Annotated in this window: 20 protein-coding genes; 15 read left to right on the forward strand and 5 right to left on the reverse strand. The window is 65.5% G+C overall.

Going from position 1 to position 20303, the window contains the following annotated elements; translation table 11 throughout:
* Window positions 1–2: 2 nt before the first annotated feature.
* Window positions 3–260 carry a mycoredoxin gene (locus BLS52_RS03515; RefSeq protein WP_026543707.1) on the reverse strand — a complete coding sequence of 86 codons (258 nt, stop codon included), beginning with the start codon at window positions 258–260 and terminating at the stop codon, window positions 3–5.
* Window positions 261–420: 160 nt separating this feature from the next.
* Between BLS52_RS03515 and BLS52_RS03520 the strand changes: the two genes are divergently transcribed.
* The 6 genes from BLS52_RS03520 to BLS52_RS03545 all read left to right on the forward strand — a co-directional run bounded on the left by BLS52_RS03520 (window position 421) and on the right by BLS52_RS03545 (window position 6585).
* Window positions 421–735 (forward strand): chorismate mutase, encoded by a 315-nt coding sequence (locus BLS52_RS03520; protein WP_026543706.1) that lies wholly within the window; start codon window positions 421–423, stop codon window positions 733–735.
* Between the two features lie 209 nt (window positions 736–944).
* A complete protein-coding gene (gene thrS, locus BLS52_RS03525; protein ID WP_090584552.1) occupies window positions 945–2960 on the forward strand; it encodes a threonine--tRNA ligase in 2016 nt (671 codons plus the stop codon).
* A 6-nt stretch (window positions 2961–2966) separates the two neighbouring features.
* Complete coding sequence (locus tag BLS52_RS03530; RefSeq protein ID WP_026543704.1) at window positions 2967–3581, forward strand: HIT family protein; 615 nt, start codon at window positions 2967–2969, stop codon at window positions 3579–3581.
* Window positions 3571–4179, forward strand: coding sequence for a phosphatidylinositol phosphate synthase (gene pgsA, locus BLS52_RS03535; protein WP_090584553.1), 609 nt, complete (start codon window positions 3571–3573; stop codon window positions 4177–4179). Before BLS52_RS03530 ends, pgsA begins: the two co-directional genes overlap by 11 nt.
* A gap of 136 nt (window positions 4180–4315) precedes the next feature.
* A complete protein-coding gene (gene pdxS / locus BLS52_RS03540; RefSeq protein ID WP_026543702.1) occupies window positions 4316–5230 on the forward strand; it encodes a pyridoxal 5'-phosphate synthase lyase subunit PdxS in 915 nt (304 codons plus the stop codon).
* Window positions 5231–5352: 122 nt separating this feature from the next.
* A complete protein-coding gene (locus BLS52_RS03545) occupies window positions 5353–6585 on the forward strand; it encodes a CapA family protein (protein ID WP_245702680.1) in 1233 nt (410 codons plus the stop codon).
* Window positions 6586–6591: 6 nt separating this feature from the next.
* Here BLS52_RS03545 and BLS52_RS03550 read toward each other — a convergent pair whose 3' ends face one another.
* Both BLS52_RS03550 and BLS52_RS03555 read right to left on the reverse strand, forming a co-directional pair.
* The gene (locus BLS52_RS03550) at window positions 6592–7302 is read right to left on the reverse strand and encodes a GNAT family N-acetyltransferase (protein WP_090584554.1); all 711 of its coding nucleotides are present in this window, start codon (window positions 7300–7302) and stop codon (window positions 6592–6594) included.
* Window positions 7299–9317: a M3 family metallopeptidase gene (locus BLS52_RS03555; protein ID WP_090584555.1), complete on the reverse strand. Its 2019-nt coding sequence runs from the start codon at window positions 9315–9317 to the stop codon at window positions 7299–7301. The genes BLS52_RS03550 and BLS52_RS03555 overlap by 4 nt, the downstream gene beginning before the upstream one ends.
* 115 nt (window positions 9318–9432) lie before the next feature.
* Here BLS52_RS03555 and BLS52_RS03560 point away from each other — a divergent pair, with 115 nt between their 5' ends.
* Window positions 9433–10692: a CapA family protein gene (locus BLS52_RS03560; RefSeq protein ID WP_245702681.1), complete on the forward strand. Its 1260-nt coding sequence runs from the start codon at window positions 9433–9435 to the stop codon at window positions 10690–10692.
* 18 nt (window positions 10693–10710) lie between these two features.
* Here BLS52_RS03560 and BLS52_RS03565 read toward each other — a convergent pair whose 3' ends face one another.
* Window positions 10711–11451: a type 1 glutamine amidotransferase gene (locus BLS52_RS03565; protein ID WP_090584557.1), complete on the reverse strand. Its 741-nt coding sequence runs from the start codon at window positions 11449–11451 to the stop codon at window positions 10711–10713.
* Window positions 11448–12728, reverse strand: a complete 1281-nt coding sequence (locus BLS52_RS03570) for a Mur ligase family protein (RefSeq protein WP_090584558.1) — start codon at window positions 12726–12728, stop codon at window positions 11448–11450. Before BLS52_RS03570 ends, BLS52_RS03565 begins: the two co-directional genes overlap by 4 nt.
* Window positions 12729–12847: 119 nt before the next feature.
* Here BLS52_RS03570 and pdxT point away from each other — a divergent pair, with 119 nt between their 5' ends.
* From pdxT to secF, 8 genes are all read left to right on the forward strand, one after another.
* Window positions 12848–13561 carry a pyridoxal 5'-phosphate synthase glutaminase subunit PdxT gene (pdxT, locus tag BLS52_RS03575; RefSeq protein ID WP_026543697.1) on the forward strand — a complete coding sequence of 238 codons (714 nt, stop codon included), beginning with the start codon at window positions 12848–12850 and terminating at the stop codon, window positions 13559–13561.
* The gene (locus BLS52_RS03580) at window positions 13545–14303 is read left to right on the forward strand and encodes a YebC/PmpR family DNA-binding transcriptional regulator (RefSeq protein WP_026543696.1); all 759 of its coding nucleotides are present in this window, start codon (window positions 13545–13547) and stop codon (window positions 14301–14303) included. Before pdxT ends, BLS52_RS03580 begins: the two co-directional genes overlap by 17 nt.
* 30 nt (window positions 14304–14333) lie before the next feature.
* Window positions 14334–14906: a crossover junction endodeoxyribonuclease RuvC gene (gene ruvC / locus BLS52_RS03585; protein ID WP_026543695.1), complete on the forward strand. Its 573-nt coding sequence runs from the start codon at window positions 14334–14336 to the stop codon at window positions 14904–14906.
* 141 nt (window positions 14907–15047) lie between these two features.
* Window positions 15048–15677, forward strand: coding sequence for a Holliday junction branch migration protein RuvA (ruvA, locus tag BLS52_RS03590; protein WP_026543694.1), 630 nt, complete (start codon window positions 15048–15050; stop codon window positions 15675–15677).
* Window positions 15677–16798: a Holliday junction branch migration DNA helicase RuvB gene (gene ruvB, locus BLS52_RS03595; RefSeq protein WP_035777386.1), complete on the forward strand. Its 1122-nt coding sequence runs from the start codon at window positions 15677–15679 to the stop codon at window positions 16796–16798. Before ruvA ends, ruvB begins: the two co-directional genes overlap by 1 nt.
* Before the next feature lie 95 nt (window positions 16799–16893).
* Window positions 16894–17382, forward strand: a complete 489-nt coding sequence (locus BLS52_RS03600) for a preprotein translocase subunit YajC (RefSeq protein ID WP_026543692.1) — start codon at window positions 16894–16896, stop codon at window positions 17380–17382.
* 68 nt (window positions 17383–17450) lie between these two features.
* A complete protein-coding gene (gene secD, locus BLS52_RS03605) occupies window positions 17451–19226 on the forward strand; it encodes a protein translocase subunit SecD (protein ID WP_090584559.1) in 1776 nt (591 codons plus the stop codon).
* Window positions 19223–20239, forward strand: a complete 1017-nt coding sequence (gene secF / locus BLS52_RS03610) for a protein translocase subunit SecF (protein ID WP_026543691.1) — start codon at window positions 19223–19225, stop codon at window positions 20237–20239. The genes secD and secF overlap by 4 nt, the downstream gene beginning before the upstream one ends.
* The last annotated feature ends 64 nt before the right edge of the window (window positions 20240–20303 follow it).

The following is a 20303-nucleotide window of genomic DNA, read 5'->3' on the forward strand; positions in this document are numbered from 1 at the left end:
TGTCAGGCGCTTACGCGGGCCTTCACTTCGGCTGCCGAAGGGTTGGTGGCCGAACTTCCGTCCGGGAAGATGACGGTCGGAACAGTCTGGTTCCCGCCGTTCAGTGAGGCAACCAGCTCCGCGGTGCCCTCCACTTCCTCGATGTTGATCTCCTGGTAGCCGATGCCCTGCGCGTCGAGCTGCGACTTGAGCCGGCGGCAGTAGCCGCACCAGGTTGTGCTGAACATGGTGATGGTGCCGGCAGCGGGTGTGTAATCCACGGTGCTCCTTCGGTGGTTGCGGGCCCGGGGCGAGCCCGCCGGTTGTGCGGGTTTTCCGTCGGAGGTGTAACGCAGCCGGCCCCGCCTGCATTCCCCGCCTGATCCGGCTGGGCACGTAATCAACGGTGCCGGGAGTCCACCCCTCGCGTAGTCTCACGGTATGCCAAGCCACCAGAAGCCCGACCCCGCAAAGGTCCACGCTGAGCAGCTGAAAGCGGTCCGCATAGCCATCAACGAAGTTGATGAGCAGATGGTGGGACTGATCGCGCGGCGGGAACGGCTGGTGCGCCGGGCAGGATCCCTCAAGGAAGATGACGAGTCGGTCCGCGCGCCCGCGCGGGTGGAGCAGGTTATCTCAAACGTGCGGGGCTTTGCAGAAAAGCTCGACGTCGATCCCACCGTGGTTGAACGGACCTACCGCGCGATGATCGACGCCTTCATCGAGTTCGAGTTGAAAGTCCGCCGGCAGCCCTAGGCGCCAGCCTCCAGACGGCGCCCGACTGCCCGCCTCCGCCCGCGACTGCCGGGCAGCACGGCCCGCGGGCCGGTTGGTTGGCCGCTCGCGCAACGGATACCATCGAGGGGACCGCGGCAGGAGTGTTGGGCCCTTGCTGGTCCTCGCCCGCCGGTACGGTTGATCGATCAGCGATCCAGCCAGTTCACCCTTATCAAGAGGAGACCTCAGTGTCAGCGCCCCCATCAATCACCCTCATCGTCGACGGCGAAGAGCAGCGGGTGACCACCGGGACCACGGGAGCGGACCTCTTCAGGGAGCAGCGCGACGTCGTCGTCGTCCGTGTTAACGATGAACTGTGGGACCTGAGCCGGGAGCTGGAAGACGGCGCCCGGGTGGAGCCGGTCACCATTGATTCGTCGGACGGCCTCGACGTTCTTCGCCACTCGGCCGCGCACGTGATGGCGCAGGCCGTCCAGCAGCTGCGGCCCGACGCCAAGCTGGGGATCGGCCCGTACATCACCGACGGCTTCTACTTCGACTTCGACGTCAACGAGCCCTTCACTCCCGAGGACCTGAAGCAGCTCGAGAAGATGATGCTGAAGATCGTCAACGGAAACCAGCTCTTCCAGCGTCGCGTGGCCAGCGAGGACGAAGCCCGCGAGGCTATGAAGGACGAGCCCTACAAGCTCGAACTCATCGGTCTCAAGGGCGGCAACGGGGACATCACCGACGACGACGGCGCCTCCGTTGAGGTCGGCGCCGGTGAGCTGACCATCTACGACAACGTGGACCGCAAGTCCGGGGATGTTGTGTGGAAGGACCTCTGCCGCGGCCCGCACCTGCCCAACACCAAGCTGATCTCCAACGCGTATGCACTCACCCGCTCGGCGGCGGCCTACTGGCGCGGCAGCGAGAAGAACAAGCAGCTGCAGCGCATCTACGGCACGGCCTGGCCCACCAAGGATGATCTCAAGGCCTACCAGGAGCGCCTCGCTGAGGCTGAACGCCGCGATCACCGCAAGCTGGGCAGCGAGCTGGACCTGTTCTCCTTCCCGGACGAGCTGGGATCGGGCCTCCCCGTCTTCCACCCCCGCGGCGGCATCATCCGCAAGGCGATGGAGGACTACTCACGCCAGCGGCACGTCGAAGCCGGCTACGAGTTTGTCTACACTCCCCACATCACCAAGGGCCATCTCTACGAGGTCTCCGGCCACCTGGACTGGTACCGCGACGGCATGTTCCCTCCCATGCACGTCGACGCCGAGCTCGACGCCGACGGCAAGGTCCGCAAACCCGGCCAGGATTATTACCTGAAGCCGATGAACTGCCCGATGCACAACCTGGTTTTCCGCTCGCGCGGACGGTCCTACCGGGAACTGCCGCTGCGGTTCTTCGAGTTCGGATCGGTGTACCGGTATGAAAAGTCCGGCGTGGTGCACGGGCTCACCCGGGTCCGGGGCATGACCCAGGACGACGCCCACATCTACTGCACCCGCGGGCAGATGAAGGATGAGCTCACCTCGACGCTCAACTTTGTGCTCGGCCTGCTGAAGGATTACGGGCTGGACGACTTCTACCTTGAGCTGTCCACCAAGGACCCGGAGAAGTACGTCGGAGACGACGAGGCATGGGAAGAAGCCACCCGCACCCTCGCCGAAGTGGCGGATGCCTCCGGGCTGGAACTCGTTCCGGATCCGGGCGGCGCAGCGTTCTATGGTCCCAAGATTTCCGTGCAGGCACGGGACGCGATCGGCCGCACGTGGCAGATGTCCACCATCCAGCTGGACTTCAACCTGCCTGAACGGTTTGAACTTGAGTACCAGGCGGCAGACGGAACCCGACAGCGGCCGGTCATGATCCACCGTGCGCTGTTCGGCTCGATTGAACGGTTCCTCGGCGTGCTGACAGAGCACTATGCAGGGGCTTTCCCGGCCTGGCTGGCTCCGGTCCAGGTCCGCGCCATCCCGGTGGCGGACGCCTTCAATGACTACCTGTTCGACGTTGTGGACAAGCTCAAGGCAGAGGGCATCCGTGCGGAGGTCGACATCACGTCCGACCGCTTCCCGAAGAAGATCCGCACCGCCAGCAAGGAGAAGGTGCCCTTCGTCCTGATTGCCGGCGGTGACGACGCCGACGCCGGTGCCGTGTCCTTCCGCTTCCGGGACGGAAGCCAGGAGAACCAGGTCCCGGTCGACGAAGCCGTGAAGCGGATTGTCGAAGCCGTCCGCAACCGGGAACAGTAGGGGCAGATGCAGGACGACGCAGGAGCTGTCGGGCAGCATCACAGCGATGGGGACGTCACGGACGGCTTTGAGCTGGCCGGTGTGCCCGACGCCTTCCAGCGACTGTGGACACCGCATCGGCTCGCGTACATCAAAGGCGGGCAGGGGCAGTTCAACAAGCAGGAGGACTGCCCCTTCTGTACGGCGCCCGGACGGTCCGATGACGAGTCGCTCATCGTCCACCGGGGCCGGAGCGCCTACGTTGTCCTGAACCTGTTCCCCTACAATCCCGGGCACCTGCTGGTGTGTCCGTACCGCCATGTGCCTGACTACACCGACATCACCCGTGAGGAGACCGTCGAGATCGCGCACCTGACACAGACCGCAATGCATGCGCTGCGCAGCGTCGCACGGCCCACCGGCTTCAACCTCGGTATGAACCAGGGCGTCACCGGCGGAGCCGGAATCGCCGCCCACCTGCACCAGCATGTGGTGCCGCGGTGGAGCGGGGACGGAAACTTCTTCCCGATCATCGCGCAGACGAAGGCCGTGACGCAGACCCTCGGCGAGGTGCGGTCGCAGCTTGCAGCGGCGTGGGATGAAGCTGCCTCGACAAGCTCGGAGGCGGGTCATGCTGAATAAGTACGCGCGGTCCTTCTTCACGTCGCTGTTCACGCCCCTGGCAACGCTGCTCCTGAGGTGGAAGGTGTCGCCTGACGCAGTCACCGTGGTCGGAACCCTCGGTGTGGCCGGCGGTGCGCTCGTGTTCTACCCCCTGGGGGAGCTGTTTTGGGGCACCGTCTTCATCACGCTGTTTGTCTTCTCTGACGTGGTGGACGGCATCATGGCGCGGATCCAGGGCCGTAGCGGATCGTGGGGGAGTTTCCTCGACTCCACCCTTGACCGGATTGCGGACGGCGCGCTCTTTGCCGGCGTCGCCATCTGGTTTTTCCTGGGCGGCAACAACAGCGCAATCGCGATTGCCGCTCTGGCCTGCCTGGTGCTTGGGATGATCGTTTCCTATGCGCGGGCCAAGGCGGAGTCGCTCGGCTTCACCGCAAACGTAGGCATTGCGGAACGGGCCGAGCGCCTCGTCTCGGTGCTGACCGTGACCGGTCTGACCGGACTGGGACTTCCGGAGGTTGTGCTGCTGGCCGTCCTGATCCTGCTGGCGCTGGCCAGTGTCATCACGATCGTCCAGCGCGTCATGACGGTGCGGGTACAGGCCGCAGCACCCTGAGCATTCTCCCCGATCCGTCGCGGCTGTCCGGCTGCACAACCGCAGCCAGGTGATGTTCAGTCGCTGACCGGTGTTTCGGCCGTTCCGGCGGGCTATCATTGATTGTCATCTTTATCTCTACCCGAGGGGCCAAACTGTGTCCACTGTTGAAGAAGCTTCCACCACGGCGCCCGTGACCGGCAGCAGCCGCGTCAAGCGCGGGATGGCGGAAATGCTCAAGGGCGGCGTCATCATGGATGTTGTCACCGCGGAGCAGGCCCGCATCGCCGAGGATGCCGGCGCTGTCGCCGTCATGGCGCTTGAGCGCGTCCCCGCCGACATCCGCGCCCAGGGCGGGGTCTCACGGATGTCCGATCCCGACATGATCGACAGCATCATCGAGGCTGTCTCCATTCCCGTCATGGCCAAGGCGCGCATCGGCCACTTTGTGGAGGCGCAGGTCCTGCAGTCCCTCGGAGTTGATTACATCGATGAGTCAGAGGTGCTGACACCTGCGGACTTCACCAACCACATCGACAAGTGGAAGTTCACCGTTCCCTTTGTCTGCGGTGCCACCAATCTCGGTGAGGCACTGCGCCGCATCAATGAGGGCGCGGCCATGATCCGCTCCAAGGGTGAGGCCGGAACCGGAGATGTTTCCAACGCCACCATGCACATGCGCAAGATCCGCGCGGAGATCGCCCGGCTGAGCTCCATGCCCGAGGACGAGCTGTACGTTGCAGCCAAGGAGCTGCAGGCACCGTACGAGCTCGTGAAGGAAGTTGCCGCGGCCGGCACGCTGCCGGTTGTGCTGTTCACCGCCGGCGGCATCGCCACCCCAGCGGATGCCGCAATGATGATGCAGCTGGGCGCCGACGGCGTCTTCGTCGGTTCAGGCATCTTCAAGTCCGGCAACCCGGCAGAGCGTGCCGCAGCGATCGTCAAGGCCACCACGTTCCACGATGATCCGGACATGATCGCCAAGGTCTCCCGCGGCCTGGGCGAAGCAATGGTCGGAATCAACGTCGACGACATCCCCCAGCCGCACCGCCTCGCCGAGCGCGGCTGGTAATACCGCCTGCGGCAAGTCACTACAGCGAAGGGCCGGACATTGCGTCCGGCCCTTCCCCATCGGCGCGCCGTCCGCCAGGGCGCCTTCTGACAGCGGTTGTCCTTCGGCGCTAGGCTGGCCGGGTGAGCGGTCGCAGCGCACAAGCCATCCGGGCCGCAGCACTCGCGGTGCTGCTGCTGACATCCGGATGTTCGGGCTCTGAAACCAGCCCGCCGCCGGCGGAATCGGCGAGCGGCCGCCCAGTTCCGTCGCTGTCGCCCACACCGTCGTCCAGTCCGGCCGCCCCGACGGCCGATCCACTTGATTCACCGTCCCCGGCGACAGCCCGCCCATCGCTCAGCGTGGTGCTCACCGGAGACCTGCTGCTCCATGAAGGACTGTGGGAACAGGCTGCGCTCGACGGCGGCGGCAACCCTGACTTCGGGCCCATGCTCGCAGCGCAGGCCGAGTATGTGACCCCCGCAGACCTCGCCGTCTGCCACCTGGAAACGCCGCTGGCAGAGCCCGGCGGGCCGTTTTCCGGGTATCCCGCGTTCAACGTTCCTCCGCAGATTGCCGAGGCCGTCGCGGCGCTCGGCTACGACGCGTGCACCACCGCGAGCAACCACACACTCGACGCCGGCACCACTGGGCTCAACCGCACCCTTGACACGCTCGACAGCTCCGGGCTGGGACACACCGGCTCCTACCGCACGCAGGCGGAAGCAGCTGAGCCTCTCATCATGGATACGGGCAAGGCCAGGGTCGCGGTGATCACGGGCACCTATGCGCTCAACGGGGTTGTGCCGGAGTTCGGCTGGCAGGTGGATCAGCTGGATCCGGCGGCGATGATCGCCAGGGCGGATGCAGCTCGTGCGGCGGACGCCGACGTCGTACTGGCTGCGGTGCACGCCGGCGACGAGTACGCCGACTACGCCAATGCCCAACAGCAGGACGTTGCACACGCGCTGGTGGACAGCGGCCGGTTCGACCTGGTCTACGGACACCACAGCCACTCGGTGCTGCCCATCGAGAAGTACAACGGTGTGTGGATTGTCTATGGTCTCGGCAACACCATTGCCGCCCACCTGACCCCGGATATCCGCAACACTGAGGGCCTCCTTGTCCAGGCGGATTTCCGGCAGAAGGACGACGGCGGCTGGGAGGTCGGTGAGCTTCGCTGGCTCCCTGCCACCTGGAACGGGCCGGGACACCGCTGGTGCCCGGTGGCGGGCTTCAACCTTGAGCGGATGGCCGCGGCGGAAGTCTCCTGCGTCTCCGCCGCGGAGGATGCCGCAAGCCGCGCCCGGACCAAGGCGACGGTCGAGTCGATGGGCGCGGCTGAGGCGGACGCCGTCGAGTGGCCGGGGGAGTGAAACCGGTCAGGGCAGCGTGAGCCACCAGGTATGTCCTCGGCCGATGAGCTCAAAGCCGCGGCGCAGGTATAGCTTGTAACCCTCCGGCGTGGCATTCAGCGCCAGTTCCTCGGCCCCGGCCGCAGCAGCCTGGCGTGCCACCGCGGACAGCAGTGCCGTCCCCACTCCCTGGCGCCGGAATGCAGCCTGCACCTCCATATTGAAGATCCCTCCCAGCGCACGGGGGTTGTCTATTCCGTCGTAGAACGAATACGCGGCGCCCGCCAGGCCGCCCTCCTTGCGGGCAACCGCGTGCCATGCGCGCACGGGCTCCTCGCGGGCAACGGCCAGTTCCGCTGCCGGCGGCCCCGAATACTCAGGCACCTCAACCGTGACGGTGGCGCAACCGGGATCGTATCCGGTGACGGAGCCTACCGCCGCGCTCATCCACCACGGCTGCCACCCCGGCTCAAACCCGAAGCCGGTGAGCTCCTGCGCGCGGACGGCGCCGTTCAGCCAGACGCCGACGGTCCGGGCGCCCAGCCGGACACCCTCGGCGAGACCCGGGCGCAGTCCTGCCGCGGAAATGGACGTAGGGAACATCAGCATCAGCTCACTGCGCGCAGGCAGCCAGATCCAGTCGCATTCGTGGGTGGAGAAAGTACGGCCGCCGGTTGCCTGCGCAAGAGCGGCGAACCAGGCCCGCTGCAGCCGCTGGCAACCGGCGATGGTGGTCATGACTGGTCGGCCAGGCCGCGCCGCTCGAGCAGCGGTTCGAGGCGCGCGGCGCGTCCGCGGAAGGAAGCGAAAGCCTGGAGCGGGTCCACACTGTATCCGCGGGAGAGCAGTTCGCGGCGGAAGTGCTCCCCGTTTTCGCGGGTGAGCCCGCCCGACTCCCTGAACCATTCCACGCTGTCCGCGTCCAGGACCTCGCTCCAGATGTAGGCGTAATAGGCCGCAGCGTAGCCGCCGGCGAAAATGTGTTTGAAGTAGCCCGTCCGGTAGCGCGGGGGCACCGGCGCATAGTCCACCCCGGCGTCGTGCAGTGCCTGATTCTCGAAGGCTGGCGGGTCCTCGACGGCGGCCCCGGGAGGCAGCTCATGCCAGGCCAGGTCGAGCAGGGCCGCACCGAGGTATTCGGTGGTGGCGAATCCCTCACCCCACTGCCGGGCGGCGACGAGCCTGTCGATTGTCTCCTGGGGAAGCGGTTCACCGGTCTGGTGGTGCCGCGCGTAGTTGCTCACCACTTCGGGCCAGAGCATCCACATCTCGTTGACCTGCGAGGGATACTCCACGAAGTCCCGCGGCACGCTGGTGCCGGAGAACAGCGGGTAGGTCACGTTGGAGAAAAGCCCATGCAGCGCATGCCCGAATTCATGGAAGGTGGTGCGGACCTCGTCGAAGGTCAGGAGGGTGGGTTCACCGGCCGGCGGCCGGGAGATGTTCAGGTTGTTGACGACCACCGCCTGTGTCCCCGCGAGCCGTGACTGCTCCACGAAGGAGTTCATCCACGCGCCGCCGTTCTTGGTCTCGCGTGTGTAGTAATCGCCGAGGAACAGCCCGAGCCCGGTACCGTCCTCCTCACGGACCTCCCAGACACGCACCTCCGGATGGTAGCCCTGCAGGTCGCTTCGCTCGTGGAAGGTCAGGCCATACAGCTTGTTCGCCGCGAAGAAGACCCCGTCCTGCAGCACCCGGTCCAGTTCGAAATACGGGCGCAGCGCAGCGAGGTCAACGTCATACTTCTCCGCCCGGACCTTCCCGGAGTAGTACGGCCAGTCCCAGGCCTCGATCGGGTGGCCGGCCGCTTCCTCAAGCTGGCGGGCCTCTGCACGGGCGTTCCGGACGGCAGGCTTCGCCAGGCGGCCCAGCAGGTCGTGGATGGCGTCCAGTGACGGGGCAGTCTGATCATCTGTGGCGAGTTCCGCATGGTTGGCGAAACCAAGCAGCGCTGCCCGCTCGGCGCGCAGCGCGGCCATGCGGGCGGCAACGCCGACGGTGTTGTTCTCGTTGTCCCGGAATCCGCGGTTGATGGAGGCCTCGTGCAGGCGACGGCGGGTTTCCCGGTTGGCCAGGGACTCCAGCGCCGGTTGTGACGTCGGCAGGATGAGGGTAAGGAGGTATTTCCCGGGATGGCCGGCAGCCTCTGCGGCCCCTGCGGCGGAGGCGATGTCGTCAGCGGACAGACCCTCGAGTTCGGACTCGTCGTCGAGCAGGAGCGCGGAGGCGTTCGTGTCCCGGAGCAGGCGCTGGCTGAACTCGGTGCCCAGGCGGGACAGTTCCCCGTTCAGGTCGCGCAACCGCTGCTGTGCGGCGTCGTCAAGCTGGGCCCCGGCGCGGATGAAGCGCTGCCGGTATTCCGCGGCGAGGCGGGCTGACTCGGCATCGAGTCCGGAGACCTCCACCGCGCTCACCCTTTCGAAGAGCGCCTTGTTGAGATAGATGTTGTCCTCATGGGAGGCCAGGCGCGGCGCAATCTCCTTCTCCACCGCCTGAATGCCTTCGGTGGAGTGTGCCGACGAGTTGTTGTGGAACACCAGGGCAACCCGGCGGAGGCCCTGACCGGCGCGCTCCATTGCCAGGATCGTATTCTCGAAGGACGCGGGATCCGGATTCGAGACGATCGCTTCGATATCAGCCAGGTGCTCGTCAATGCCGCTGTCGAATGCCGGCAGGAAGTCCTCCTCGCCGATCTGCCCGAAGGGCGGCAACTGGTACGGCAGCGTGCTCGGTGCAAGAAAAGGGTTGCTCATGGAAACCAACCTTGGCATAACGCCGCGCACGGCGACGGAAGGCAAGGCCGTGTGCAGGCGTGTTGCCGGCGCCGGCTCACCTATCATGGAGTGTCATCATCAAGGGGAGGTTGCTGTGTCTGCACGTTCGCTGATTCGAGGCAGGTGGGCGGCGATGTTCCTGGCGCTGGCGTTTGCCTGCTCCGGCTGCGTAGGCGTCGGTGAGGGCCGCACCACCGGTGGTGCAGAACCAACGACGACGGCGGCACCTGCCTCATCGGCTCCGGCCACCTCTGCGGCGCCGGAACCAACACCGGAACCGAGCCCTGAACCGACGCCGGGCAAGGGGCCCGACTGTCCCACCGACCGGTGCTTCTCCCTTCTGGCCTCCGGTGACCTGCTGGTGCACCCGCAGCTGTGGGACCAGGCCGCGGTCGACGCGCAGCAATCCGGCAACGGATCCCTCGACTTTGAACCGCTTCTGGCGGGGCAGCGCCCGTACATCGAGGCGAGCGACCTGGCGATCTGCCACATGGAGACGCCGGTGGCCACCCCGGAAGGGCCCTTCAGTGGTTACCCGCAGTTCAACGTTCCGCCGCAGATCCTCGATGGTGCGAAGGCTGTGGGTTACCAGGCGTGCACCACGGCCAGCAACCACACGATCGACGCCGGGACCGAGGGGCTGGTACGCACCCTGGATACCCTCGACCGGCTCGGGCTTGAGCACACCGGCTCCTACCGCACGGAGGCCGAAGCCCAGGAACTGATGATCCTCGAGACGCCCGCTGCCCGGGTTGCGGTCATCGAAGCCACCTACGGACTGAACGGGCTGATCCCCGACTTTCCCTGGCAGGTGGACATTCTCGACGGGCCGGCCATGATCGCGAAGGCGGAACGCGCCCGCGAGGAGGGCGCCGACGTCGTGATTGCAGCCATCCACGCCGGGGACGAGTACGCGTCGCTGCCCAACCAGCAGCAGATCGACCTGGCCCATGCGCTGGCGGACAGCGGCGCCGTGGACTTCATCTACGGCCACCACACGCACTCCGTGCTGCCCATCGAGTTTTACAACGACACCTGGATTGTCTACGGGCTGGGGAACGGCGTCACCGAGTTGTCCCCGGTGTATGACGTCAACAACGAGGGGCTGACCATCCGGGCGCAGTTCGCCGCCGATGAATCGGGGCAGTGGTCGGTCAGCGACCTCGCCTGGGTGCCCTCGGTGATTGTCCGTGACCCCTACCGCTGGTGTTCCCTGGCGCCGGATAGGGAACCCGGCTCATGCTCGACCCCGGAACATGAGGCGGCGGTCAAGGCCCGCACGCTGGCAACGGTGGAAGCCTATGGTGCGTCCGACGACGGCGCCCACCAGTGGCTGGTGTCCGAGGAGGACTAGGGAAGGCTCAGCGCACAGTCAGCGCGGGCGCGCTGCGGCGTGCCGCCGGGCGAGTTCCGCGATGCTGTCATCGATCGTCCCCGGCTCAAAGGAACCGTATTTCCGGGTGACTGCCTCACGGATCAGGAAGTCGGCGATCGCCGGGTTCTTGGGGAGCAGGGAGCCGTGCAGGTAGCTGGCCACAATGTTGAGGTGCCGTGCTCCCTCATGGTCCTCTTTCGCATTGTTGCCCTCTCCCTTGGAGACGGTGGCGAGCGGCCGAACATCCGGGCCGAGGAAAGTCTGGCCGCTGTGGTTCTCGTAACCGTGGATGTCGCCGAACTCCTCGCTGCGGGCCACCACGTTGCCGATCAGCCGTGCATCCCCGCCGTGGGTCTCGATGTCCAGGATTCCGATTCCGGGGATCACCGTGCCGTCGTGGGTCTTGAAGAACCTGCCGAACAGCTGGTAGAGCCCGCAGATCGCGAGCATCGGCGTGCCGTCCTCGGCGAGGGCACGCAGGCGTGCCGCGTTGGACTGCAGGTCCTGCTGGATCACCACCTGCCCGCTGTCCTGACCTCCGCCGCCGATCAGGATGTCGACGTCCGCCGGGAAGTCATCACCGGCGTTGTGCTCGAGGATGACGGCGTCATAGCCGTGCCAGGCAAGGCGCTGCTTCAGCACCAGCACGTTGCCCCAGTCCCCGTAGATGTTCATGTCCCGCGGATAGAGCTGCAGGATGCGCACGGTGCCTTTGCTCGCGGCGGCGTCGGGGCTCATGAGACCACCTTCACGTCGGTAATTCTGGACAGGTCCCTGCGGATGGCGAGCATCGCAGTGTAGGTGCAGAAGATCCGCTTGGGTTGGCCCGCGGAACTGCGAATGAAGGTGTGCAGGGCTGATCCGGTGTCCGGGTCGATCTCCCGGGCCGCGACGTCGTCATACTGCAGGCGCAACGCCATGTCATAGGCCCGGACGCCGCTGACCATGTTCACCCCGCCGTTCTTCAGGCTGTCGAAGTCAACGTCCCAGAGCCAGGACATGTCCCTGCCGTCGGCGTAATTGTCATTGATGGCGATCATCGTGGCGTATCCGGCGGCGTCGAAAGACTTCAGTCCCAGCCTGAATCCGCTCGGATTCTTCACCAGGACAAGCTCCAGCGGCTGACCGTCCACTACCAGCGACTCACCGCGGCCGAACGCCGGCTCAACCGCCGCAAGCGATCGGAGCAGAGCCTCGCGGTTGGCGTGCCCGCCCAGGATGATCCGCGCCATGGCCAGCGCTGCGGCGGCATTGAAGATGTTGTAGACCCCGCGGAGGCTCAGTTCCACGGTGCTCGATTCGCCGTCCATCAGGAACCTGGCGGTGTTCGAATTCACGGACTCAAGCACGACGTCGGCAGGCAGGCTTGAGGCGGGTGCCGTTCCGGTGGCGCCGCGCAGGTCATCGTCGCTGGGGAAGGTGTCCCGAAGGGATTCGTCCAGTCCGAAATAGGCAACCGAGGCAGTGCGGACCGATGATGCGATGGAGGCGACCCGCGGGTCTTCCCGGTTGAGTACAACAGTCCCGGTGGTCTTCACGGCGATCTGTTCAAGCAGCCGCGTGGTCTTGTCGATCTCGCCGAACCGGTCAAGCTGGTCCCTGAGGACGTTCAGCAGGAGGCAGTGGTTGGGCGGAACCAGATTGACGAAGTGCACAGCGTGCGCCTCGTCGAGTTCGAGGACCGCAACGTCGGCGTCCAGCCGCCCGCGCCAGTTGACCTCGCCGAGGAGCGCGGCGGCAACGCCGCGGGTGAAGTTGCTGCCGGTCCGGTTCGTGAAAACCCTCAGGCCCTGGCCCTCCAGGAGTTCGACCACCATTTTGGTGGTGGTGGTTTTCCCGTTGGTGCCGCTGACGACGATGACGCCGTGCGGCAGGTTCCGCAGGGCCCTTGCCATGAATCCGGGATCAATGCGTTCAACCACGAGTCCGGGGAACGCGGAACCACCGCCGCGCAGGCGGGAGAGCGCCCGCACTGCTTTGCCGAGGGGCACGCTTACACCAGACAGACCAGACATGGGGTCTAACTTATCGCGATTTGATTGCGGTGCCGCTATGGCTGCGGGGGAGGCTCCGCGGTGCACCCCGGACCAGGCCGATTCGGTAGGAAGGCCCTGCGCCAAACTAGAATGGGCCGGTGACTTCCACCATTCCTGATCAGAACCCGGCCGTGCGCGTGGGCGTCCTGGCGGTTCAGGGCGACGTACGCGAACACATCCGGGTGATCGAATCCCTGGGGGGCAAGGCCTCTCCCGTGCGTCGTCCCAGTGAGCTCGACGCGGTTGAGGGGCTGATCATTCCGGGCGGCGAATCGACCACCATGGACAAGCTGACGCGTGCCTTCGACCTCGCCGAACCCCTCCGCGAACGTATCCGCGACGGATTTCCGGTGTACGGGTCCTGTGCCGGGATGATCATGCTCGCCGACACCATTGCGGATCCGTCCGTGGACCTGCAGGGTAACCCGCAGCAGACGCTTGGCGGGCTGGACATCGTGGTGCGCCGCAATGCATTCGGGCGGCAGCGCGAGTCCTTCGAAACCGATCTTGCATTTGCGGAGCTTCCCGGGGGCGGGCCGGACGTCCACGCGGTGTTCATCCGCGCGCCGTGGGTGGAGAAGGTGGGCGAGTCGGTGAAGGTCCTCGCCCAGGTCGACGCGCCGGATACGCCGCCGGCCGAACACGGCGTCGGGCGCTCCACCGCGGGGCCGGTCGCTAGAATTGTTGCAGTTCGTTCAGGAAACCTGCTGGCCACCAGCTTCCATCCGGAAGTGACCGGTGAGCACCGCATCCATGAGCTTTTTCTCACGATGATCGCAAAAAGAAGGGCAGAGCATGTCGGGGCACTCTAAATGGGCTACCACCAAACACAAGAAGGCCGTGATTGATGCCAAACGCGCAAAGTCCTTCGCCAAGCTGATCAAGAACATCGAGGTGGCCGCCCGGGCAGGGGGTGCGGACATGTCCGGCAACCCCGCCCTGGAACTGGCAGTCCAGAAGGCCAAGAAGACCTCGGTGCCCAATGACAACATCGACCGCGCCATCAAGCGCGGCGCCGGGCTCACCGGCGAGGTGGTCGACTACTCGGAGATCATCTATGAAGCACGCGGTCCGCAGGGTTCCGCGCTGCTTATCGAATGTCTCACCGACAACAAGAACCGTGCGGCCTCCGAGGTCCGGGTGGCGATCACCCGTAACGGCGGAACGGTAGCCGACCCGGGGTCGGTGGCCTACCTGTTCGCCCGCAAGGGCGTTGTCTCGCTCCCGAAGAACGATCTGTCGGAAGATGACGTCCTGATGGCGGTCCTCGACGCAGGCGCCGAAGAGGTCAAGGAGTCCGGGGACAGCTTCGACGTACACTCCGAACCCACGGACCTGCGCGCGGTTGTCGCAGGCCTTGAGGAAGCCGGCATCGAATACGAGACCGACGAGGTTGAATTTGTACCCTCGATGCAGGTGGAACTCGACGCGGATGCCGCCCGCAAGTTCCTCAAGCTGGTGGACGCTCTCGAGGAACTGGATGACGTGCAGAACGTGTACTCGAACGCCGAGCTGAGCGAGGACGTCAGGGCGCAGTTGGAGAGCGACGATTAGTCCGGCTGCCGGCGCGCCCGGCGGATCCCCGTGACCCTGCGTGTCATGGGGGTCGACCCCGGCCTCACCCGCTGCGGGCTGGCCGTGGTGGACGTCGAACCCAACCGCCGCGCAACCCTGGTGGCCGTCGGCGTGGTGGGGACGCCGGCGGACCACAGCCTGGACCGGCGGCTCCTGATGATCGCGGAGTCGGTGGACGCCTGGCTGGACCTCCACACTCCGGCGGTCCTCGCCGTCGAACGTGTCTTCAGCCAGCTCAATGTGAGCACCGTGATGGGGACGGCGCAGGCATCGGGAGTGGTGATCGCGGCCGCCGCGCGCCGGGGGATCCCGGTTGCACTCCACACACCTACGGAGGTCAAGGCGGCGGTGACCGGAAACGGCCAGTCGGACAAGGCGGCGGTGACCAAGATGGTCACGAAGATCCTCAGGCTCACCACCGCGCCCACCCCGGCCGACGCCGCCGACGCCCTGGCACTGGCCATCACCCACGCCTGGCGCACCGGATCCTCCGCTTCGGTACGGACCCAGGGCGGCACCGGGCAGACAGCAGCGCAGCGGCTCTGGGCGGACGCGGAAGCCAAAGCCCGACGACGCCGGTAACCGCCCGCTCGTGGGCGCCCGGTCCGGTGATCCAGCGGACACGGTGTGGCGGGCACGGAATTGTCGGGTACACGCCGTACGCTGATTCGTAGATATGTTCGGTGATATTCCCTTCGATCCTCAGCCCCTGGAGCCCAGCGCATGATCAGTTCACTGACCGGCACAGTCAGCCATGTCGGCCTGCACTCGGCCGTTCTCGACGTCAACGGTTTCGGTATGCAGGTGCAGGCCACGCCGCAGACGCTGTCCACCCTCCGCGCGGGCAACCAGGCCAGGGTTTTCACGTCGATGATCGTCCGTGAGGACTCCATGACACTGTTCGGGTTCACTGATCCCGAAGAGCGCGAAGTGTTCGAGACGCTTCTCGGAGTCAGCGGCGTGGGCCCGCGGCTGGCCCTTGCTGTCCTCGCGGTGCACCCGCCCGCCGCCATTCGTGTCGCAGCGTCGTCGGGGGACGACAAGGCGTTCAGCAAAGTGCCGGGTATCGGTCCCAAGGGCGCGCGCCGCATCGTGCTCGAGCTTGCCGACAAGCTCGTTCCGCTGGAATCAGACACACCGGGAACCGCAGCGGATGCCTGGCAGTCGCAGGTTCTCGCCGCGATGATGGGCCTTGGGTGGTCGGAGAAAGACGCCGGCAGCGCCATCGAGGCGGCGGTGAAGGAATCGCCCGAGGTTGCTGCCGCCGGTGACGTCGGGTCGATTCTCAAACTGACCCTTAGACGTCTGGGCCAGGACGGTGCACGCAGCTCGGCCCGGGCATCGGTGAACTGATGGCGGCGGATCAGGAACAGCCGCTGGTCTCGGCGGCAGTCGACCCTGAGGACAGGGCCGTAGAAGCAGCCCTGCGGCCGAAGAACCTTGATGACTTCGTTGGTCAGGCCCGGGTGCGGCGCCAGCTGTCCCTGGTGCTCGAAGCCTCGCGGATGCGCGGCCGGAGCGCCGACCACGTGCTCCTTTCCGGTCCGCCGGGACTTGGAAAAACCACCCTGGCGATGATCATCGCCGCGGAAATGAACGCCCCCCTGCGCATCAGTTCGGGGCCGGCAATCCAGCACGCAGGAGACCTCGCTGCGATTCTCTCCTCCCTCACCGAAGGGGAAGTGCTGTTCCTCGATGAGATCCACCGCATGTCACGTCCGGCGGAGGAAATGCTCTACATGGCGATGGAAGACTTCCGCGTCGACATCATCGTGGGCAAGGGGCCCGGTGCCACCGCCATCCCGCTGGATCTTCCGCCGTTCACCCTGGTCGGGGCGACAACCCGCGCGGGTCTGCTTCCCGGACCGTTGCGTGATCGCTTCGGCTTCACCGGGCACCTTGAGTTCTACTCAACGGGCGAACTCGAGCTGGTGCTCCGGCGGTCGGCCATGATGATGGACATGCGTGTCAATTCGGCCGCGTTCGCGGAAGTGGCCGGCCGGTCCAGGGGCACCCCGAGAATAGCCAACCGGTTGCTGCGGCGTGTCCGTGACTGGGCGCTGGTGCACGGGGTGGACGTCATCGACGCCAGGTGCGCCGGCTCGGCGCTGGACATGTACGAGGTGGACGCAAAAGGGCTCGACCGGCTGGACCGCGCCGTGCTCACCGCACTGGTCACAAAGTTCAACGGGGGGCCGGTGGGTCTGTCCACGCTCGCTATTGCCGTGGGGGAGGAGCCCGAGACCGTTGAGACAGTGGCCGAGCCGTACCTGGTGCGGGAGGGGATGCTTGGCAGGACCCCCCGCGGGCGGATCGCGACCGCGGCTGCGTGGGAGCATCTGGGTCTCGTCATGCCTCCCACCGTCGCCGCAGCCATGCCGGAAGACCTCTTCTCCGTCTATCAGGATGATTCTTCCTCCGGGCTGGAAGATAGCCGCCGAAGCGAAACGGAATGGAGCAGTCGGGAAGGCTGATGCGAAAATCGGGTCCCGTTCCGGCGTAGACTGATATGGCGTGTGGCACACTTCTGCCCGGCCGCGCCAAACCAATATAGGAACGGATCTTCTCTGTGCTCGCAAATGTAGTTGCCCAAACCACTCAGACAACGGGCGGCGGCTTCGACGTCTTCAGCCTTCTTCTCCCGCTGGCCCTGGCCTTCCTGATCTTCACGATGTTCCGCAAGCAGCGGAAGATGAAGCAGCAGGTTGCCGAGCAGCGCACACAGATGGTTCCCGGTACCGAAGTCATGACCAACTTCGGTCTGTTCGGCACCATCGTTTCCCTCGACGAGGACAACAACAAGGCCCTCCTGGAAATCTCACCCGGTGTCACCGCCACCGTTCATACCCAGGCGTTGAGCAAGGTAGTCTCGCCGGAGCCGGTTGCCGAGGAGCAGCCGATTGCTGGAGACAGCGGACACACTGTCCCTGACGACGCCTCATCGCTTACCGACCCGCAGGCGTCTGCCGACCGTCCGCTTCGCGAGGAGACTCCTGAAGAGAGCGTCGACCGGCTGAACCGGGAAAACTCCCGTGACCGGAACGACAAAGACCAGTAGCCTGCGCTTCGGCCCTGTTCTGACGGTCAGCAAGTCTCACGTTTCAACACCCTAAGGATTCACGCACCATGGCACGAACCGGCCCGGGCTCCGCCGCGAAAAGAACACTCGTATGGCTCGGAGTAGTCTTTGCACTGCTCGCCCTGCTGCTCGGCGGCGGCTCGCTGTGGAGCACCGCGAGCTGGGCTCCGAAGCTCGCCCTTGACCTTGAGGGCGGAACCCAGATGATCCTCTCGCCGCAGGTGCAGGGCGGCGGCGAGGAGATCACCCCCGAGCAGCTCGACCAGGCGGTCGAAATCATCCGGCAGCGAGTCGACGGCAGCGGAGTTGCCGAGGCTGAGATCAGCACCCAGTCGGGTCAGAATGTGATTGTCGCCCTCCCGGGAATCCCGGAACCGGAGACCCGGGAACTGATCCAGGCGTCGGCGCAGATGGAATTCCGGCCGGTCCTCTTCGGTGGTCCCGGACTCGCACCCGCAGCCGAGACGCCCACACCGGAGGACCAGCTCCCCACACCGAGCGCCGAGCCCACGGACGCCAGTGACCCCAACTGGATCACGGCCGAGTTGCTGCAGGAATTCGAGTCCACCGACTGCACCAGCCCGGAAGCCCTGCAGCCCGCGGTGGAACCTGCACCGGCCGACCAGCCGATGATCGCCTGCGAGCCGGACACCCAGGGGAAGTACATTCTCGGACCCGTCGAGGTCCGCGGTACGGACATCGAGTCCGCCGATTACGGCATGGCACGCAGCGCCCAGGGCCAGACCCTGAATGAATGGGTCGTGAACATCGACTTCAACGACGCAGGTACGGAGACCTTCCGTGGGGTGACCGAACGGTTGTTCGCCATCGGATCGGGCGATCCGAGGAACCAGTTCGCCATCGTGCTCGACGGCGTGATCGTCTCGGCGCCGACCACAAATGCTGTGATCCCCGACGGCCGTCCGCAGATCAGCGGCAGCTTCACCGAGGAATCGGCTGCCGCGCTGGCGGAGCAGCTGAAGTACGGTGCTCTTCCGATCAGCTTCGAGATCCAGAGCGAACAGCAGATCTCCGCCACTCTCGGTGCCGACCAGCTGCGCCTCGGCCTGATCGCCGGCGTGATCGGTTTGGTCCTCGTCGCGGTGTACTCGCTGTTCCAGTACCGCATGCTGGGCCTGGTGACCATCGCCTCCCTTGTGGTGGCCGGCGGGCTCACCTATCTGGCGATCTGCATCCTTGGCTGGACGGAAAACTACCGTCTGTCCCTTGCCGGCGTGGCGGGCCTGATCGTCGCGATCGGCCAGACAGCGGACTCCTTCATTGTCTACTTCGAGCGCATCCGGGATGAGCTCCGTGACGGGCGCGGCCTCGTATCGGCTGTCGAGAACGGCTGGCGACGAGCAAAGCGGACCGTTCTGGCCTCGAAGGCAATGAACCTTCTCGCCGCCGTCGTGCTGTATTTCGTGGCGGTAGGCAATGTGCGCGGTTTCGCCTTCACGCTGGGCCTGACAGCAATTGCGGACCTTGTGGTGGTATTCCTGTTCACCCATCCCATGATGCGTCTGCTCGCGATGACCCGGTTCTTCGGTGAAGGGCACCGGTGGTCCGGACTTGACCCCACCCGCCTTGGCGCGCTCCCGCTGTACCGCGGTGCAGGGAAGGTGCGGCACAAGCCGGTGGAGCGGCCCGCGGTTGAGCTGCGCGGCCGGAACAAGGCTGCCGGCCGTGAGGCGGAACGGCGGATGACCATCGCCGAACGGCGCCTGGCCGAACAACGGAAAGCCGCCGAAGAACAAAAGGCTGAAGAACAAAAGACCGTCGGAGCCCAGGCCCGCGGATCCAAGGAAGGAGACAACCGATGAGCCGTTTCAGTTTCGCCGAATTCGGAAATGAACTGTATTCCGGCAAGCGGTCCTACCCCTTCGTGGGCAAGAGCAACCTGTGGTTCGCCATTGCAGGTGCCGCAATTCTGCTCTCACTCCTCATCCCGGTCATCAAGGGTGGGTTCAACCTCGGCATCGACTTCCGCGGCGGCTCCGAATTCACCGTGTCCAATGTCGAGGACACGGACATTGCAGCCGGCGAGCAGGCTGTCACCAACGTAGTGCCGGAAGCAGTGCCCCGGGTGACCAACATCGCTCCTGAGACCATGCGGATCCAGACCGAGCGCCTGAGCGACGATGAGACGCTGAACGTGCGCGATGCGCTCATCGGCGCCTACGGTGTCACCGAGGAGGATGTCACCTCGAACTTCGTCGGACCGACCTGGGGTGAAGACGTCAGCCGCCAGGCCATTATCGGCCTGATCGTTTTCGTGGTGCTTGCCGCTGCACTGATGGCGCTCTACTTCCGCACCTGGAAGATGTCCGTTGCCGCAATGGCAGCGCTGGTGGTTGTCATGATCACCTCCGCCGGTATCTACTCGCTCAGTGACTTCGAGGTGACGCCCTCGGCGGTGATCGGCTTTCTCACCATTCTGAGTTATTCCCTGTATGACACCGTTGTGGTGTTCGACAAGGTCCGGGAAAACACCGCGGATCTGGACGTCTCCAGTAAACGGACCTTCGGCGAACAGGTGAACCTTGCGGTCAACCAGACGCTGGTCCGGTCGATCAACACCTCGGTGGTCGCCGTGCTGCCCGTTGCGGCGATCCTCTTCATCGGGGCAATGCTCCTTGGCGCAGGAACCCTGAGGGACCTCTCACTGGCCCTCTTCGTCGGAATCATCATCGGTACGGTGGCCACCGTCTTCATCGCTGCTCCGATGTACGCGAGGCTGCGGATGAATGAGCCGGACATACGGAAGCAGGAGAAGCGCGTGCTGCACCGCCGGGCTCTCGAAGCCAAGGAAGCAGAGGGCATCCCAGCCCAGTAGTTCGCCGGCGTCAGCGCCGTTGAGCAGCAGGGAACGGCCCGGCACGGTAAGTGCCGGGCCGTTG

The sequence above is a fragment of the Arthrobacter subterraneus genome (assembly GCF_900099735.1).
Lineage (GTDB): Bacteria > Actinomycetota > Actinomycetes > Actinomycetales > Micrococcaceae > Arthrobacter_D > Arthrobacter_D subterraneus.

What these genes read in the sequence shown, in the direction of transcription:
- BLS52_RS03530 (WP_026543704.1), top strand. Translation starts at nt 2,967, where the DNA reads ATGCAGGACGACGCAGGAGCTGTCGGGCAGCATCACAGCGATGGGGAC.
- BLS52_RS03565 (WP_090584557.1), bottom strand. Translation starts at nt 11,451, where the DNA reads ATGAGCCCCGACGCCGCCGCGAGCAAAGGCACCGTGCGCATCCTGCAG.
- ruvB (WP_035777386.1), top strand. Translation starts at nt 15,677, where the DNA reads ATGGCGGCGGATCAGGAACAGCCGCTGGTCTCGGCGGCAGTCGACCCT.
- pgsA (WP_090584553.1), top strand. Translation starts at nt 3,571, where the DNA reads ATGCTGAATAAGTACGCGCGGTCCTTCTTCACGTCGCTGTTCACGCCC.
- BLS52_RS03555 (WP_090584555.1), bottom strand. Translation starts at nt 9,317, where the DNA reads ATGAGCAACCCTTTTCTTGCACCGAGCACGCTGCCGTACCAGTTGCCG.
- secF (WP_026543691.1), top strand. Translation starts at nt 19,223, where the DNA reads ATGAGCCGTTTCAGTTTCGCCGAATTCGGAAATGAACTGTATTCCGGC.
- BLS52_RS03520 (WP_026543706.1), top strand. Translation starts at nt 421, where the DNA reads ATGCCAAGCCACCAGAAGCCCGACCCCGCAAAGGTCCACGCTGAGCAG.
- BLS52_RS03550 (WP_090584554.1), bottom strand. Translation starts at nt 7,302, where the DNA reads ATGACCACCATCGCCGGTTGCCAGCGGCTGCAGCGGGCCTGGTTCGCC.
- ruvA (WP_026543694.1), top strand. Translation starts at nt 15,048, where the DNA reads ATGATCAGTTCACTGACCGGCACAGTCAGCCATGTCGGCCTGCACTCG.
- BLS52_RS03580 (WP_026543696.1), top strand. Translation starts at nt 13,545, where the DNA reads ATGTCGGGGCACTCTAAATGGGCTACCACCAAACACAAGAAGGCCGTG.
- BLS52_RS03570 (WP_090584558.1), bottom strand. Translation starts at nt 12,728, where the DNA reads ATGTCTGGTCTGTCTGGTGTAAGCGTGCCCCTCGGCAAAGCAGTGCGG.
- secD (WP_090584559.1), top strand. Translation starts at nt 17,451, where the DNA reads ATGGCACGAACCGGCCCGGGCTCCGCCGCGAAAAGAACACTCGTATGG.